The 14,461-nt window shown below is 71.7% G+C and carries 15 protein-coding genes and 1 pseudogene; 7 read left to right on the top strand and 9 right to left on the bottom strand.

Annotated features, from left to right (window positions below; translation table 11 throughout):
* Nucleotides 1-97 precede the first annotated feature (97 nt).
* From SACTE_RS02385 to SACTE_RS02375, 3 genes are all read left to right on the top strand, one after another.
* A complete protein-coding gene (locus SACTE_RS02385; RefSeq protein WP_014044429.1) occupies nt 98-526 on the top strand; it encodes a Rid family hydrolase in 429 nt (142 codons plus the stop codon).
* A gap of 387 nt (nt 527-913) precedes the next feature.
* Nucleotides 914-1,126, top strand: a complete 213-nt coding sequence (locus SACTE_RS34355; RefSeq protein ID WP_019992885.1) for a hypothetical protein — start codon at nt 914-916, stop codon at nt 1,124-1,126.
* Nucleotides 1,123-2,157 (top strand): NUDIX hydrolase, encoded by a 1,035-nt coding sequence (locus SACTE_RS02375; RefSeq protein WP_014044428.1) that lies wholly within the window; start codon nt 1,123-1,125, stop codon nt 2,155-2,157. The genes SACTE_RS34355 and SACTE_RS02375 overlap by 4 nt, the downstream gene beginning before the upstream one ends.
* 35 nt (nt 2,158-2,192) lie before the next feature.
* Here SACTE_RS02375 and SACTE_RS34820 read toward each other — a convergent pair.
* Nucleotides 2,193-2,428: pseudogene (locus tag SACTE_RS34820) on the bottom strand (MBL fold metallo-hydrolase); the annotation flags it as partial.
* Nucleotides 2,429-2,501: 73 nt separating this feature from the next.
* Entirely contained in the window at nt 2,502-3,863 is a 1,362-nt protein-coding gene (locus SACTE_RS02370) for a dipeptidase (RefSeq protein WP_014044427.1), read from the bottom strand.
* A 195-nt stretch (nt 3,864-4,058) separates the two neighbouring features.
* Here SACTE_RS02370 and SACTE_RS02365 point away from each other — a divergent pair, with 195 nt between their 5' ends.
* The gene (locus SACTE_RS02365; RefSeq protein WP_014044426.1) at nt 4,059-5,279 is read left to right on the top strand and encodes a geranylgeranyl reductase family protein; all 1,221 of its coding nucleotides are present in this window, start codon (nt 4,059-4,061) and stop codon (nt 5,277-5,279) included.
* Between the two features lie 474 nt (nt 5,280-5,753).
* Here SACTE_RS02365 and SACTE_RS02360 read toward each other — a convergent pair whose 3' ends face one another.
* Nucleotides 5,754-6,593 carry a LysR family transcriptional regulator gene (locus tag SACTE_RS02360; RefSeq protein WP_014044425.1) on the bottom strand — a complete coding sequence of 280 codons (840 nt, stop codon included), beginning with the start codon at nt 6,591-6,593 and terminating at the stop codon, nt 5,754-5,756.
* A 69-nt stretch (nt 6,594-6,662) separates the two neighbouring features.
* On the opposite strand from SACTE_RS02360, the gene SACTE_RS02355 reads away from it, so the two are divergent.
* The gene (locus tag SACTE_RS02355; RefSeq protein WP_014044424.1) at nt 6,663-6,980 is read left to right on the top strand and encodes a hypothetical protein; all 318 of its coding nucleotides are present in this window, start codon (nt 6,663-6,665) and stop codon (nt 6,978-6,980) included.
* Between the two features lie 175 nt (nt 6,981-7,155).
* On the opposite strand, the gene SACTE_RS02350 is transcribed toward SACTE_RS02355, so the two are convergent.
* The 3 genes from SACTE_RS02350 to SACTE_RS02340 form a co-directional block, all read right to left on the bottom strand.
* The gene (locus SACTE_RS02350; RefSeq protein ID WP_014044423.1) at nt 7,156-7,458 is read right to left on the bottom strand and encodes a DUF6332 family protein; all 303 of its coding nucleotides are present in this window, start codon (nt 7,456-7,458) and stop codon (nt 7,156-7,158) included.
* Between the two features lie 96 nt (nt 7,459-7,554).
* Complete coding sequence (locus tag SACTE_RS02345; RefSeq protein WP_014044422.1) at nt 7,555-7,923, bottom strand: hypothetical protein; 369 nt, start codon at nt 7,921-7,923, stop codon at nt 7,555-7,557.
* Nucleotides 7,924-7,991: 68 nt separating this feature from the next.
* Nucleotides 7,992-9,251, bottom strand: a complete 1,260-nt coding sequence (locus SACTE_RS02340; RefSeq protein WP_026359050.1) for an MFS transporter — start codon at nt 9,249-9,251, stop codon at nt 7,992-7,994.
* A 111-nt stretch (nt 9,252-9,362) separates the two neighbouring features.
* On the opposite strand from SACTE_RS02340, the gene SACTE_RS02335 reads away from it, so the two are divergent.
* Nucleotides 9,363-10,577: an ROK family protein gene (locus SACTE_RS02335; RefSeq protein ID WP_014044420.1), complete on the top strand. Its 1,215-nt coding sequence runs from the start codon at nt 9,363-9,365 to the stop codon at nt 10,575-10,577.
* Nucleotides 10,578-10,722: 145 nt separating this feature from the next.
* Here the strand turns inward: SACTE_RS02335 and SACTE_RS02330 are convergent, their stop codons facing one another.
* Both SACTE_RS02330 and SACTE_RS02325 read right to left on the bottom strand, forming a co-directional pair.
* On the bottom strand, nt 10,723-11,247 hold the full coding sequence (locus tag SACTE_RS02330; protein WP_014044419.1) for an ATP-binding protein: 525 nt from the start codon (nt 11,245-11,247) through the stop codon (nt 10,723-10,725).
* Nucleotides 11,248-11,414: 167 nt separating this feature from the next.
* Nucleotides 11,415-11,771, bottom strand: a complete 357-nt coding sequence (locus SACTE_RS02325; RefSeq protein WP_014044418.1) for a hypothetical protein — start codon at nt 11,769-11,771, stop codon at nt 11,415-11,417.
* A 198-nt stretch (nt 11,772-11,969) separates the two neighbouring features.
* Between SACTE_RS02325 and SACTE_RS02320 the strand changes: the two genes are divergently transcribed.
* On the top strand, nt 11,970-13,100 hold the full coding sequence (locus SACTE_RS02320) for a PLP-dependent cysteine synthase family protein (RefSeq protein WP_014044417.1): 1,131 nt from the start codon (nt 11,970-11,972) through the stop codon (nt 13,098-13,100).
* Nucleotides 13,101-13,227: 127 nt separating this feature from the next.
* Here SACTE_RS02320 and SACTE_RS02315 read toward each other — a convergent pair whose 3' ends face one another.
* Entirely contained in the window at nt 13,228-14,370 is a 1,143-nt protein-coding gene (locus SACTE_RS02315) for a cellulose-binding domain-containing protein (protein WP_014044416.1), read from the bottom strand.
* Nucleotides 14,371-14,461 lie beyond the last annotated feature (91 nt).

The raw sequence follows: 14,461 nt of genomic DNA, 5'->3' as shown, positions 1-14,461 counted from the left end.
GGTCCTGGAGCGACACGCCCGTTCCGACCGGGTCCGGAAGGCGCCGTGGCCATGGTGGTTGCCTGGATTCCGGAATCCGACCGGAAGGGTGGGAGAGATGGGCGTGCACGAGATCGGTCCACGTATGGTGGGCGAGAGGCTGATGTACAACCGTGCGGTCCGGGTTGAATCGCCCCTGAGCTGGCTTTTTGTCTCCGGGCATGAGGCCCGCGACGACGACGGCACCATCGCCTGCACGGGGGACATGGCCGGGCAGATGAGGCTTGCCCTGCAACGGCTTGGGCAGACCGTCACTGAAGCAGGAATGACGATGGCGGACGTCGTACAGCTTCGCGTCTTCACCACCGACCTGGCCGACTGCAAGGCCCACTACAGGGTCCTCATGGACGAACTCGCCGCGGTCCGCTGCCGTCCGACCAGCCTCCTGGCGGAGGTCAGTGCGCTGTCCGACCCCGACATGCTCATCGAGATCGAGGGCATGGCGGTGCGCTGTGCCGGCGACCCCCAGGCCGACCGCACTGCGTGAGCCGGAGCAGACGCGACTGTTCTGGCTGTCCCTCGTCCGTCCCGCCCTGCGGGCGGACTCCGGGTCCTCCCGCACAGCCTGTAGCACCTGTACGCGCGAGGGCTCAGGGGGAGGGGCTTCAGGGAAGTCCCGGCGGTCTCCTAGGGCTTGTTTCGAAAGTAGCGCCGTCCGCCCGGAGGGCGGGGCCGGCGGCGTCTGGTGCGTGCGATCGCAAGGCGGAGGGTCGCCCCGATACTGGATGTATCGGGGCGATACCGACAACGCAGCGAGCGTGCGTGCCAGGCGTCGCCGGACAGGCGGGACTTTCGCAACAAGCCCTAGTCGCGGGCCCAGGAACTGGTCGGCGAACTGAGCGGCGACATCCCGTGCGTCGCGGTCGAGGAGCGAATGGGGCATGAGCTTCCGGGTGTGGAGGGTGTGTACAGCGAAGTGACGATCGCGATGGAAGAGCGGATCGTTGGGTATCTCCAGGGGGTGTGGGAGAAGGAGGTGGTGGGAGCTGGGCTGTGGACGCCCCCATTTCCCATACCTCTCCCAGACGATCCTGAGATATCCACTTCACCGCTTTTCAGCGGCCTTCCGGTCCTGGAGTATGAATGATCGTCTGGATCAACGGTGCGTTCGGTGCGGGCAAGACCAGCACCGCGAACGAACTGATCGACCTGATCCCGAACAGCACCTTCTACGATCCCGAAGCGACCGGCGAGCACCTGTGCCGTCTGCTGCCCCAGAAGAGACTCGCCGACATCACGGCCTTCCAGGACCTGCCGATGTGGCGGCGCCTGGTGGTGGACACGGCCGCCGCGCTCCTCGCCGAGCTCCCCGGGGTCCTCGTGGTGCCGATGACACTCCTGCGCCAGGAGTACCGCGACGAGATCTTCGGCGGACTCGCCTCCCGGCGCATCCCGGTGCGCCACGTACTGCTCTCACCTGAGGAAACGATCCTGCGGCAGCGGATCGCCGACCGGGAGCGGAGCGCCGGCGGTCCGGCGCCCAGCGGCGGGGCCGGCTGGGCCTACGACCACATCGCGCCCTACCGCGAGGCACTGAACTGGATCACCGGCGACGCCCTCACCATCGACACCAGCACCCTCACCCCGTACGAGACGGCCGAGCGGATAGCCGAGGCCCTGCGCACCGGCGAGGCCAAGGAGTGCGGCATCGTGCAGAGCCCCGAACCCCGGGCCGAGACCGTCGCCTCCGGGGTGCTGCTCTTCGACGAGCAGGACCGGGTGCTGCTCGTCGACCCGACGTACAAACCCGGCTGGGAGGTCCCCGGCGGGGTCGTGGAACCGGGTGAGGCCCCCGCGGAAGCCGGCATCCGGGAAGTCGCCGAGGAACTGGGCATCACCCTCGACACCCCTCCCAGGCTGCTGCTGGTCGACTGGGAGGCACCCCAGCCGCCCGGGTACGGGGGCCTGCGCTTCCTCTTCGACGGCGGGCGCCTGACCGCCCCGGACGCCGCACGCCTGCTGCTCCCCGGCTCCGAACTGCGCGGCTGGCGCTTCGTCACGGAGGAGGAGGCGGCCTCCCTGCTCCCGCCCACCCGCTACGAGCGGCTGCGCTGGGCACTGCGGGCCAGGGAGCGGGGCGCCGTCCTGAACCTGGAGGCCGGGACCCCGGTCGGCTGAGGGACGTACCCCGGGCGTGCGCCGACCCGGCCCGGCCGGTGGAACGACGCCTGGGCCCTCGTACGGTCGATGTCGAAGACGCCGAGCATCACCTGGCCGGCTCCCGCCCCGCAGTCACCGGTGAACAGCACGCCGCGGCGCGGCAGACGGACCGTGACGGACCCGGGTGTGCACCGGGGGAGCGGACGACCCGGGCACCGCCACCGGACGTCAGCTCCTCGACGCCCTCCACCTTCCGGTCGACGCGGGTGGGCGGCGCCGGCGGAACCGTCGGCGTGAAGTCCCAACGTGGCGCGCGTCGCCCGGGATGCCGCTCCGGGCGACGCGCGGCCCCGCGGGGCCCGTCAGGCCTTGGACTCCGCGTAGTTGCGCAGGAAGAGGGCCTCGGCGACCGAGAGCCGCTCCAGTTCCTCGGGGGACACGCTCTCGTTCACCGCGTGGATCCGGGCCTCGGGCTCGCTCAGCCCGATCAGCAGGATCTCCGCCTCCGGGTACAGGGCCGCGAGCGTGTTGCAGAGCGGGATGGACCCGCCCATGCCGGACGACTGCATCTCCTGTCCCGGGTAGGCGACCCGCATGGCCTCGGCCATCGACGTGTACGCCGGGCTGGAGACATCGGCGCGGAACGGCTGGCCCTGGCCGACCTGTTCGACCGAGAGCCGCGCGCCCCACGGGGTGTGCGCCTCGAGGTGGGCGGTCAGCAGCTTCGTGGCCTCGGCGGCGTCCTGGCCCGGCGGCACCCGCAGGCTGATCTGTGCGCGGGCGCTCGCCTGCACGGACGGCGTGGCACCCACCACCGGCGGGCAGTCGATGCCGATGACGGTCACCGCGGGCCGGGCCCAGATCCGGTCGGCGACCGTGCCCGCGCCGATGAGCTCCACACCGTCGAGCACCTTGGCGTCCGTGCGGAACTCGTCCTCCGGGTACTGCAGTCCGTCCCAGGCCTCGTCCGTCGCGAGCCCGTCGACCGTCGTCGTCCCGTCCTCGGCGCGCAGCGACGCCAGCAGCTGGATCATCGCGGCCAGCGCGTCCGGTGCGGCACCGCCGAACAGCCCGGAGTGCAGGTTGCCCTCCAGGGTGTCCAGCCGCACGCGCAGCATGGTCATGCCCCGGAGCGTGGTGGTGACGGTGGGCAGCCCGACCCGGAAGTTCCCGGCGTCGCCGATGACGATCGTGTCGGCGGCGAGCAGTTCGGGATGCGCCTCGGCGTACCGCTCCAGTCCGCCCGTCCCCTGCTCCTCCGAACCCTCGGCGATCACCTTGACGGAGACCGGGACACCACCGTTCGCCTTGAGGGCGCGCAGCGCGAGGAGATGCATGACGAAGCCGCCCTTGCAGTCCGCCGCGCCGCGGCCGAACCAGCGGCCGTCGCGCTCGGTCAGCTCGAACGGCGGGGAGAGCCAGGCCGACTCGTCGAGCGGAGGCTGCACGTCGTAGTGCGCGTAGAGCAGCACCGTCGGGGCCCCGACAGGCCCGGGAAGGAATCCGTACACCGACCGGGTGCCGTCGGGGGTGTCGAGGAGGGCGACGTCCTCGAAGTCCTCGGCGCGCAGTGCGTCGGCGACCCAGTCGGCCGCCGCCTCGCACTCGCTCCTCGGGAACTGCGCGGGGTCCGCCACCGACCGGAAGGCCACCAGCTCGGCCAGCTCCGCCTTGGCACGGGGCATCAGCGAGGCAACGGTCTCGGAAATCGGACGGGCGGTCATGGGCACGCTCCTGGTGGGTGCGACGTTAGGACTGTGGCGCGGTGTGTACGCAACCGTGGACGAGGCCGTGGACACGGCGTTGCGTGTACGACGAATTCATGGCTGATCCTCCCACAGCGGGAATCGGCCACAACGCGCCGTAGGATGCCGTGAGCAACTGGGGCCACAGGTCGGGATCGGGAGCAGAAGCACATCGTGAGCAGCGAGAACGCAGACGCCGGACGTGAGCCGGAAGAGTCGTCGTCGGTATGGGACGTCGTCGTGGTCGGCGCGGGTCCGGCCGGAGCTTCCGCGGCGTACGCGGCGGCCGTCGCAGGCCGGCGGGTCCTGCTGCTGGAGAAGGCCGAGATTCCCCGCTACAAGACGTGCGGCGGCGGCATCATCGGATACTCCAGGGACTCCCTGCCGCCAGGGTTCGAACTCCCCCTGAAGGACCGGATCCACGCGGTGACCTTCTCGCTCAACGGGAAGCTGTCGCGTACCCGGCGTTCCAAGCGGATGCTCTTCGGCCTGATCAACCGGCCCGAGTTCGACGCCGGGCTGGTCGAGGAGGCGCAGAAGGCGGGCGCGGAGCTGCGCACCGGAGCGTCGGTGTCGCGCGTCGAGCAGCACGGTCCGGCGGTGCCCGACCGGCGTACGGTCGCGGTCGTGCTGGCCGACGGGGAGACGGTCCTGGCCAGGGCGGTCGTCGGCGCCGACGGCAGTGCGGGCCGTATAGGGGCACACGTCGGGGTGAAGCTCGACCAGGTGGACCTCGGCCTGGAGGCGGAGATCCCGGTCCCGGAGACGGTCGCGGAGGACTGGGCCGGCCGGGTCCTCATCGACTGGGGCCCGATCCCCGGCAGTTACGGCTGGGTCTTCCCCAAGGGCGACACCCTGACCGTCGGAGTCATCGCCGCACGCGGCGACGGAGCGGGGACCAAGCGGTACCTGGACGACTTCATCGGCCGGCTGGGACTCGCCGGCTTCGAACCCACGATCTCCTCGGGCCACCTGACGCGGTGCCGCAGCGAGGACTCGCCGCTCTCCCGCGGCCGTGTGGTGGTCTGCGGGGACGCCGCCGGCCTGCTGGAACCCTGGACCAGGGAGGGCATCTCCTTCGCCCTGCGGTCCGGGCGGCTCGCGGGCGAGTGGGCGGTGCGGATCGCGGAGTCGCACGACGCGGTCGACGCCCGGCGCCAGGCGCTCAACTACGCGTTCGCCATCAAGGCGGGGCTGGGCGTCGAGATGGGCGTCGGCCGCCGCATGCTCCAGCTGTTCGAGCGCCGCCCCGGGCTCCTGCACGCGGTCCTGACGGGTTTCCGTCCGGCCTGGAACGCCTTCGCGGGGGTCACCCGGGGGACGACCTCACTCGCGGAGCTGGTACGGACGCACCCGCTGGCGCAGCGCGCGATGTCGGCGATGGACCGCCGCTAGGTGTGTTGTTCGGCAACGTCGGTGACATGCGGCCTCTGTGCCTGAACGGGTGAGGGCCTTCTGGGTTCGGCGTGGACGGCGACACCTACCGCCGACCGCCAGGAGGCCCTCGTGTCCCACCGGGGCCCCGGCAGCGACCCATCCCTCATCCCCATGGCCACGAACGAGGCCCGGCGGCTCCTCAAGCGCATCTCCTCACCCCTCCACCACCACACCCGACCCGTACGTACTCGCGTGGTCACCATGGCGAAGAAGAAGCCACGCACGAGCCCGCATCAGCCACATCGCCGACGCAGAGGACAGCCCTTGGGCCTGTCCGGCGGGTCCATGTCGTCGCTCGACGCATGGAGGGCGACGCGCGAGTACCTCGCGACGCGGCCGCGGTGCGCCGACAAGAAGGTCCGGGAGCCCGGAGCGGAACGGCGGTATGTGAAGAATACGGGTCACGACGAGGAGTCCGTTCTTGCCGGCCCGTCAGGGGCGTGTGCGTGAGGTGGCGGCCTCCATGAAGCTACCGACAGCGGCGCTGTGGTCGCGTGCGGAGTGAGCGATGACGATTTCGCTGGGTTCGGCGTCTTCGACGGGCACGCAGACGATTCCTGCCGGTGGAGGAATGACAAGCGAAGCCGGGAGCACGGCAATCGCCCGGCCGATGGCGACGAGGGGAAATAGTTGCGCGGCGTCGGCCACCTCGGGTCCTGGGCCTGCGTCGGTCTCGACTCCGCTCCAGCGTGAGAAGACTTCGCCCTCGAGATCGCTCAGGCGTACGGCGGGCCGGTCTGCGAGTGGATGGTAGGCCGGGAGCACAGCCACACGGCCCTCGGTCCGTAGCGTCTGGTGGGCGAGTCCGGTGAGGTCGTCGAAGGGCGCGTAGAGCAGCGCGAGATCCGCGCGGCCGTCATGGAGATAGTCGGTACGGTCGGTCGGACCGCCGAAGAAGATGTCGACGGGGCGGGCGTCAGCCCGTTGGGCATATGCGGCAAGGATGTCGGAGAGCAGGTGCGCGTCGCCGCCGGGCTTGATCACAAGACGCAGGTGCTCGCGGGCTCCTGCCTGCTGGGCCTGGCTGGTGGCGAACGCCAGGGCGCTGATCGCGTGCCTGCCGTGTTCGAGCAACGCTTGCCCGGCGGGGGTGAGGGCGACGCTGCGACTGGTGCGCTCCAGCAGCTTGACCCCGAGGTGTGCTTCGAGTCGCTGGATCGTCTTGGACAGCGCCGGCTGGGCTATGTGCAGGGCGTCCGCAGCGCGGCCGAAGTGGAGCTCCTCGGCGACGGCGATGAAGTACCGCAGTTCGCGGCTCTCGACGTGATCCATTCCTTGAGGTTATCGCACGAGTCATTCCAGGTCTTGGACATGTGAGGCCTGAGCGGCTTTGCTAGCCGCATGATCACTCACACGATGCTCGTCTCATTCACCGATCCCATCTCCGACAGCGACCTCGATCAGTTCATCTCGGATATCGAAAAGTCGATGCGGAACACAGGTGTCGTGGAAACCTTCTCCGCGCAGCACCACATTCCGGTCCCCGGCGAAGAGGCGATCCCGGCGTTCATCGCCACCGCCGTACTCCAGTTCGGCGTGGCGGACCGCGACGCGCTGGTCGCCTTGTTCGCCGCTCCGGGGGCAGGGGAGGTCATCCACAAGTGGCAGGCCCGTCACCCGTACAAGGTCGCCTGGGTCAACCACCGGACGACGGCCTGAGCGGCGCCCCTGGAGTCCGGCGGCGGAGGGGCGCCGTGCGAGAGGTCACCGGCCGCAGGCAACACTGACGGGGTGTCACCCACGGAGGCACCCGCCTCCGTCCGGGCGGAGGCGCGACGGACTGCCAGGGGCGGTACGCGCGGTACGGGCAGTCGTGGCCGGTGAACGGCCCCTGTCACCGGGGGCGACGCTCCAGTTCGGGGCGGGTCCCGCCCGGCCGGTCCGCCCGCCGGGGCGGACCGGCCGGGGAACGGGGGAAGCGCCACAGGACGTGCACCACGCGGACGGCGAAGACCAAGGCACCCAGCACGGCGCCGCCTATGAACAGGAAGCGCTCGCCGGTCGCCGGCAGGGCGAGGAACAGCGCGGGCAGACAGATCCCGGCGCACGTGGCCGCGGCCATCAGGCAGCCACTCACCACCGCGTACGCGATCTCGACGGTCACGGCGTCCCGCTCGGCCTGCGTACGTAGCCCCATGCCAGAAGTCTCACCTGGGCCGACCCGCCTGACAAGGCCGGGCGTTGGCGTACAGGTGGGACGGGCCCCGCCGGCCGACACCCGTAGGTGGAACCGTCACGCACCCTGCGGGTGGGCGGAGCGGGTGCGGCCGGTCCGCCGCAGCAGCCGCGAGAACCAGCCCAGCGCGCAGGCCTGCACCAGGACGGACACGGCCAGGGCGAGGTAGACGAACCAGGCCGGGCCGCCTCCCTCCGCCCCCACCAGCGAGCCGCCGATGAGGAAGAGGAACACCGTCGGCGCCGCCAGGAAGAACACCCACACCCCGGCGAGCGAGGCGTCGTCGTGGACCACGAAGAGGGTGTCCACCGCGACGAAGACCGTGACCGCCAGCACCAGTCCGAGGTAGACGCGCGAGGCCGCGGTGCCGAACGTCAGGTGTGCCGCCGTACGAAGGCGCCGGTGGTGTGTCAGCCGCTGGTTCATGTCCCGCTCCCCGTGGATAGCCGATGCCTCCATCCTGTGCCCGGGGAGCGGGCCGCGCCTGAGTACCCCTACTCAGCCGCAGGCGGCTGCGTGGCGCCCCGGGCCGCGTAGCCGAGCACCGCCGCGACCGCGGCGAGCAGCGTCACCGTGGTGAGCGCCACGGGCAGGGAGAGCCAGTCGGCCAGGAAGCCGATGACCGGCGGGCCCACCAGCATCCCGCCGTAGCCGAGGGTCGACGCTGCGGCCACTCCGCTCGGCCCCGTCAGCGCGCCCGCCCGGCCGACCGCGACGGGGAAGATGTTGGCCAGCCCCAGCCCGGCCAGCGCGAAGCCCGCCAGCGCCAGCCAGACGGTCGGGGCGAGCGCGCCGAACAGCATGCCCACGGCGGCCGTCGCCCCGCCCGCGACGAGCGTCCGGGTCTGGCCGAGGCGTTCGAGCAGCGTGGTGCCGCTGAGCCTGCCGATGGCCATGGTCAGGGCGAACAGCGAGTAACCGGCGGCCGCGGGGCCCGGTCCGGCGTGCAGGTCCTGGGTGAGGTGCAGGGCTCCCCACTCGGCCAGCGCGCCCTCGCCGTACGCGGTGCACAGGGCGATGACCCCGAACAGGACCACGGTCCGGCGCGCGCCACCGTCGATCCGGGGCGCCGATGCCGGGGCGGATGCCGCTCCCGGGGCGGACGCCGGTACGGACTCCCGGGCGGGCGGTTCGGCGGCGTGCCGGTTCCGCAGGAGTGCCGGGCCGGTGAGCGCGGTGACGAGCAGCGCCGTCCCGGCGAGCAGCGAGAGGTGGGTCGCGGGGGAGAGGCTGCCCGCGACCAGCCCGCCGAGCCCGGCGCCCGCCATGCCGCCGAAGCTGAACGCCGCGTGGAAACTCGGCATCACGGGGCGGCGCAACGCGGCCACCAGATCGACGGCCAGGCTGTTCATCGCCACGTTCGTACCGCCGTAGGCGACGCCGAACAGCAGCAGGACCAGACCGAGGGCGAGAGCCGAATGCGTCTGCGCGGGGAGGGAGATGCTCAGCGACAGCAGCACCGCGCAGACCACGGTGACGGCAGGGCTGCCGAAACGCCGGCAGAGCCGCCCGGTCAGCATCATGGTGATCACGGCGCCGGCGGACACCCCGAGCAGCGCGAGCCCCAACGTGGAGGCGCTGGCTCCGGTCTGGTGCTTGACGGCCGGAATGCGGACCACCCAGCCGGCGAACACGAAGCCGTCGAGCGCGAAGAAGACGGTCAGTGCGATACGCAGCCGGGCCGAGGAGGGCGCGGCGGTGTCTCCGTCCCGGCCCCCCGGCAGCACCGTCCGCAATTTGTTTAGTTGCGGCACAAAGGGCAGCATAGGGGCGCCCCGATCACGTACGCAAGGCCCTCGGCGCCGTGACCGGTGCGGGACGCCGGGGCGTCGGCGGCGCCCCAGGATCATGGGAGACTCGCCCCCATGAACGGCAAGTCGACCACCACGCGGACGAGGCTGGAGAGGGGCCGCAGCGCCCTCGGGCCCGCCCTGGAGCTGGTACACACCGGCCGCGCGCCCACGCGCGCCGTGCTGACCTCCGAACTCGGCGTCACCCGTGCCACGGCGGGCGCCGTGGCCGCGGAGCTGGAGGCGCTGGGACTCATCTCGGTCGACTCCAGCCCGGGCTCCGCCGCCGGTTCGCAGGGCCGTCCCTCCCACCGGCTGTCCATCCGGGACGACGGCCCGGTCACCCTCGCCGCGCAGGTGCACTCCGACGGCTTCCGGGCCGCTCTCGTCGGGCTCGGCGGAAGGATCGTGGCCACCGCACCGGGCTGCGTCACGGTCATGGCCGACCCCGCCCAGGTGCTGGGCGAGGTCGTCGAGGCGGGTGCGCGGCTGCTGCGGGAGACCGGCCTGCGGTGCGTCGGCGCCGGACTCGCCGTCCCCTCGGCGGTCGCCGAACCCGAGGGAACCGCCCTCAACCCCCTGCACCTGGCCTGGCCCGCAGGCGCCCCCGTACGAGAGATCTTCACCGCCCGGGTACGCGCGGCGGGCATCGCCGGACCCGCGTTCACCGGCAACGACGTCAACCTGGTGGCCCTGGCCGAACACCGGCACGGCGCCGGACGCGGTGCCCAGCACCTGCTCTGCGTGGCCACCGGCCACCGCGGCGTCGGCGGCGCCCTGGTCCTGGACGGCCGTCTGCACAGCGGCAGTTCGGGCCTCGCCCTCGAAGTCGGCCACCTCACCGTGAACCCCGAGGGCCGCGCCTGCCACTGCGGAGGACGCGGCTGCCTGGACGTCGAGACGGACCCCCTCGCCTTCCTCACCGCGGCTCGCCGGACACCCGGTCCGGAGGAATCACTCCTCAAGCAGGCCGGCGACCTGCTGCGCACCGAATACGCCGATCCCGCCGTGCGGTCGGCCGCCGAGGCGCTGATCGACCGGCTCGGCCTCGGTCTGGCCGGGCTGGTCAACATCCTCAACCCGGACCGCATCATCCTCGGCGGTCTGCACCGCGACCTGCTGGAGGCCGACCCGGAACGGCTGCGCGCCGTCGTCGCCGACCGCAGTCTGTGGGGCCGCAGCGGCAGCGTGCCGATCCTCTCGTGCACCCTGGCCCACAACAGCCTGGTGGGCGCGGCCGAACTCGCCTGGCAGCCCGTACTGGACGACCCGCTGGCCGCGCTTGCCTGACGGGCCCCGCCTCGGGAAGAGGCATCGGGGACGCCGCCGCCCGCCGTACGGGTTCCCGGTCACGCGCGTGCGCGCCGGTCCCCGGGGACCGGCGCGCACGCGCGAGCATGGTGGCGGCCGGGTGGCGGCACGCCGCCCGGGACGGTCAGCCGACGACGGCCGACCGGGCCCGTGTGGGTGCCGCCACCGGCTCCACGGTGATGCCGAGGCCGGAACCGAAAGGACCGTCGGTCGTCGACCCGTACACCGGGAGGGGAGGCAGGGCGGAGACGAAGGAAGGTGCCGGCAAGGTGAACCAGACGACCTTTCCCGTGTCGTCACTCGGTCGTACGCCCCAGCTCTCGCTGACAGCCGCGATCATCGCCAGGCCGCGACCCGAGGTCGCGGACGAGTCGGCGTCGCACAAGGTCGGCAGCCGGGGGTCGTGGTCGTGGACGGAGACCGTCAGACGGTCGAGCAGCAGCTCGATCTCGACGGTGCATGATTTGTCCGGCTGGGCATGCCGGTGGACATTGGTCAGCAGTTCGGTGACGCCGAGCGCGGCATGGTCGATCAGCGGATCGAGATGCCAGTAACGCAATTGCGCCGAAATGATTCTGCGGACCTGACCGATCCGCGACGGCAGGGCCTGGAGCTCCACCGCGCAGTGCCTGCTTGGCTCGCTGATCACGGCTGCGACTCCCCGAAATAGGTCCGGAAGAAGACGAAGGGACGGATCCAGCAGATGGCTGACTGCTGTTTCTGGTCGGGTCATGCGTGGTCCGCCCTGATCGGCCCGGCGGAGCGGCTTGCGCCGTCACCGCCGGTACACGATCAGTGACGTGTGACCAGCGTGACTCAGGGGGTTGGGGCGCGCAACTCGCGGTGCCCGTACGCAACCGCTGTGTCAGCCCCGCCGCCCCGCAGCGCCTCCAGGAAACTGCGGACAGGCGCGGCCCCGCCGGGACGGCGGTTGCGCTGGCCCATCGTCAGCCGGTAACGCACGCCGTTGACGCTCGCGATGGCCGAATCGGCCGCCAGGAACCACCGCCGGCGGGCGGTCACCGCGCTCAGCGGCGCACTGTCGATCTCCCGGCCGTAGCTGGTCAGCAGTGCCAGCCGGCCGTCCTTCACGATCACTTGGCCGGCCCTGGTGAGGGAGCGGAACCACCGCTCGATCCTCACATCGGTCGCATTGAACTCGGTCGCGGTCACGGCGACTTCACCCCCCTTGTCCCGGCTTCTCCTCAGAAGTTTCCCCCGGAGGGGGCGTTCGCGCCAGACCGCGTCCCGGCCGAATCGTTCCGCCTGCGCCAAGGCCGGGCTATGGGCCCTCAAAGCAAACGTTTGTGCAGGTGGGGGGACTATCGTGAGAGAGGGGAAGGCCCCGCTGCGACACGAGGGAGAGCGCCGATGGACACCACTGGGCACGGGCGGGACGGTGCGGCCGCGGCGACCGTCGACGTCGACCGCAGCGACCCGGAGTACCGGGCGTGGCTGAAGGACGCGGTACGCAAGGTCCAGGCGGACGCCAACCGCTCCGCCGACACCCACCTCCTGCGCTTCCCGCTGCCCGAGCGGTGGGGGATCGACCTCTACCTCAAGGACGAGTCGACGCACCCCACCGGCAGCCTCAAGCACCGGCTGGCCCGTTCGCTCTTCCTCTACGGTCTGTGCAACGGCTGGATCCGCCGGGGCAAGCCCGTCATCGAGGCGTCCAGCGGCTCCACGGCCGTCTCGGAGGCGTACTTCGCGAAGCTGATCGGGGTGCCGTTCATCGCCGTGATGCCCCGGACCACCAGCCCCGAGAAGTGCCGGCTGATCGAATTCCACGGCGGCCGCTGTCACTTCGTGGACGACGCCCGGCGGATCTACGAGGAGTCCGCCGCCCTCGCCGCCGAGACCGGCGGCCACTACATGGACCAGTTCACCTACGCCGAGCGGGCCACCGACTGGCGCGGCAACAACAACATCGCGGAGTCGATCTACCAGCAGCTGCGCCTGGAGCGGTATCCGGAACCCGCCTGGATCGTCGCCACGGCCGGCACCGGAGGCACCTCCGCGACCATCGGACGCTACGTCCGCTACATGCAGCACGACACCCTGATCTGCGTGCCCGACCCGGAGAACTCCTGCTTCTTCGACGGCTGGACGCGCAACGACCCGCTGGCCACCAGCGACTGCGGCTCACGGATCGAGGGCATCGGCAGGCCCCGGATGGAGCCGAGCTTCGTCCCCGGCGCCATCGACCGGATGATGAAGGTCCCGGACGCGGCCACCGTCGCCGCCGTCCGCGTCCTGGAACGCGTCATCGGGCGCAGGGCCGGCGGCTCGACGGGCACCGGCCTGTGGAGCGCGTTCACGCTGGTGGCCGAGATGGTGGAGCAGGGCAGGACCGGCAGTGTGGTCACCCTGATCTGCGACCCGGGCGACCGCTACCTCGACAAGTACTACTCAGACAGCTGGCTGGACGACCAGGGCCTCGACATCCGGCCGTACACCGCCACCCTCGACCGTTTCCTGGCCACCGGCACCTGGGCCTGACCCGTCGGCGCGGGCGGCGAGAAGGCCCCTTCGGCGAGAAGGCCCCTTCGGTTCCGCGGCTCACCCGGACGTCCGGTGAGACCGCCGGGCGAAGGGGCCGTTCACGCCGTGCCCCGCCGACGGGCCGTCAGCAGGCCGGGGGAGCGGAGCCGACGGCCACGTCGTCGAACCACACGGTGTCGTCGCCCGTGCCGTAGCTCTCCCAGCCCAGGCGCAGGGCGGTGGGCCGGGGAGGGGTGGTGGTGCCGGAGAGCCACTGCTGGTCGACGTCCTGGGTGGGGACGCCGTCGGCATGCAGGCCCGGGACCGGATCGTCACCGAGCCAGGTGTCCAGACCGGGGGCCGTCGTGTCGATCGCGAACCGCAGGCACTGCCAGCTTCCCGTCGGCAGCGGCCTGCTCAGCGCCACACCGGCAGGGCTCTGCGCCGGCAGGGTGGCGTCGTCGCTCTCCCGGTTCCACTGGAGGGCGCCGTTCTGGCCCCCCACGCGCAGACTGCGTCCACCCTGGGAGGCGTCGGACAGGGAGACGAAGGTGACGTGCGCGTCGGGGAGGGCCGTGGTGTGCCTCACCCACATGCGTACGTACATCACCGGGCCGACCGAGGACAGGTCCGCGGTGGCGGCGGCGAAGGCGTGGTTGCAGTAACCGGCCCGGCCGTCGATCCGCAGCGATCTGCTGCCGCTGTGCGCGACCGCGGTGTCGACGGCGGCGGTGCCGGTGCCCTCGCAGTCGGGTGCGGCGAACCGCCAGGCGCCGGACGGAGCGGGACCGGTCTGGTCCTCGAAGTCCGAGCAGATCACCGCGTCGCCGCAGTCCGCGCCGGTCGGCAGGTCCGTGGAAGGCGGGGTCGTGGGCGGGTCCGTGGGCGGCGTGGTCGGCGGCGGGGTGCCGTCACCACCGCACGGCACGCCGTCGAGGGCGAAGTCGGCCGGTGCGGGGTCGGCCGGCCGTGAGGTTCCCTGGAGGCCGAAGTCGGCGGAACCACCCGTGGCCAGCGCGCCGTTCCAGCCCGCGTCGACGGCGACCACGGACCTGCCGGTCTGGGTGACGGTCGCGTTCCAGGCCGACGTCACCTGCTGGTCGCCGGTGTAGGTCCAGGTCAGACGCCAGCCGTCGAGCGCAGGGCCGAGATTGGTGACCTTGATCTGGGCGGTGTAGCCGTCGGCCCAGCCGTTCACGGTGTAGTCGACCCGGCAGCCGGGCTCCGCACCACTCGCGGACATCGCCGTGAAGCCGGACGCCAGCAGCGCGAGGGTGGTGAGGGCCACCGCCCAGGGCCGGCGCGGTAATCGCGGGGGGCCGGCGCGGTGATCGTGGGGGAAGGACGCGCACGTGTGCCTCCAGGCAGGGTCGCGGGTT

Source organism: Streptomyces sp. SirexAA-E (genome assembly GCF_000177195.2).
Classification (GTDB): Bacteria; Actinomycetota; Actinomycetes; order Streptomycetales; family Streptomycetaceae; genus Streptomyces; species Streptomyces flavovirens.
The sequence above is the reverse complement of the archived record's forward strand: the minus strand, read 5'-3'. Positions and strand labels throughout refer to the sequence as shown.

Excerpts from the sequence above, each read along its gene's own strand:
- SACTE_RS02375 (WP_014044428.1), top strand. The coding sequence starts at position 1,123 with ATGATCGTCTGGATCAACGGTGCGTTCGGTGCGGGCAAGACCAGCACC.
- SACTE_RS02350 (WP_014044423.1), bottom strand. The coding sequence starts at position 7,458 with ATGGGGCTACGTACGCAGGCCGAGCGGGACGCCGTGACCGTCGAGATC.
- SACTE_RS02335 (WP_014044420.1), top strand. The coding sequence starts at position 9,363 with ATGAACGGCAAGTCGACCACCACGCGGACGAGGCTGGAGAGGGGCCGC.
- SACTE_RS02370 (WP_014044427.1), bottom strand. The coding sequence starts at position 3,863 with ATGACCGCCCGTCCGATTTCCGAGACCGTTGCCTCGCTGATGCCCCGT.
- SACTE_RS02355 (WP_014044424.1), top strand. The coding sequence starts at position 6,663 with ATGATCACTCACACGATGCTCGTCTCATTCACCGATCCCATCTCCGAC.
- SACTE_RS02360 (WP_014044425.1), bottom strand. The coding sequence starts at position 6,593 with ATGGATCACGTCGAGAGCCGCGAACTGCGGTACTTCATCGCCGTCGCC.
- SACTE_RS34355 (WP_019992885.1), top strand. The coding sequence starts at position 914 with ATGGGGCATGAGCTTCCGGGTGTGGAGGGTGTGTACAGCGAAGTGACG.
- SACTE_RS02385 (WP_014044429.1), top strand. The coding sequence starts at position 98 with ATGGGCGTGCACGAGATCGGTCCACGTATGGTGGGCGAGAGGCTGATG.
- SACTE_RS02345 (WP_014044422.1), bottom strand. The coding sequence starts at position 7,923 with ATGAACCAGCGGCTGACACACCACCGGCGCCTTCGTACGGCGGCACAC.
- SACTE_RS02320 (WP_014044417.1), top strand. The coding sequence starts at position 11,970 with ATGGACACCACTGGGCACGGGCGGGACGGTGCGGCCGCGGCGACCGTC.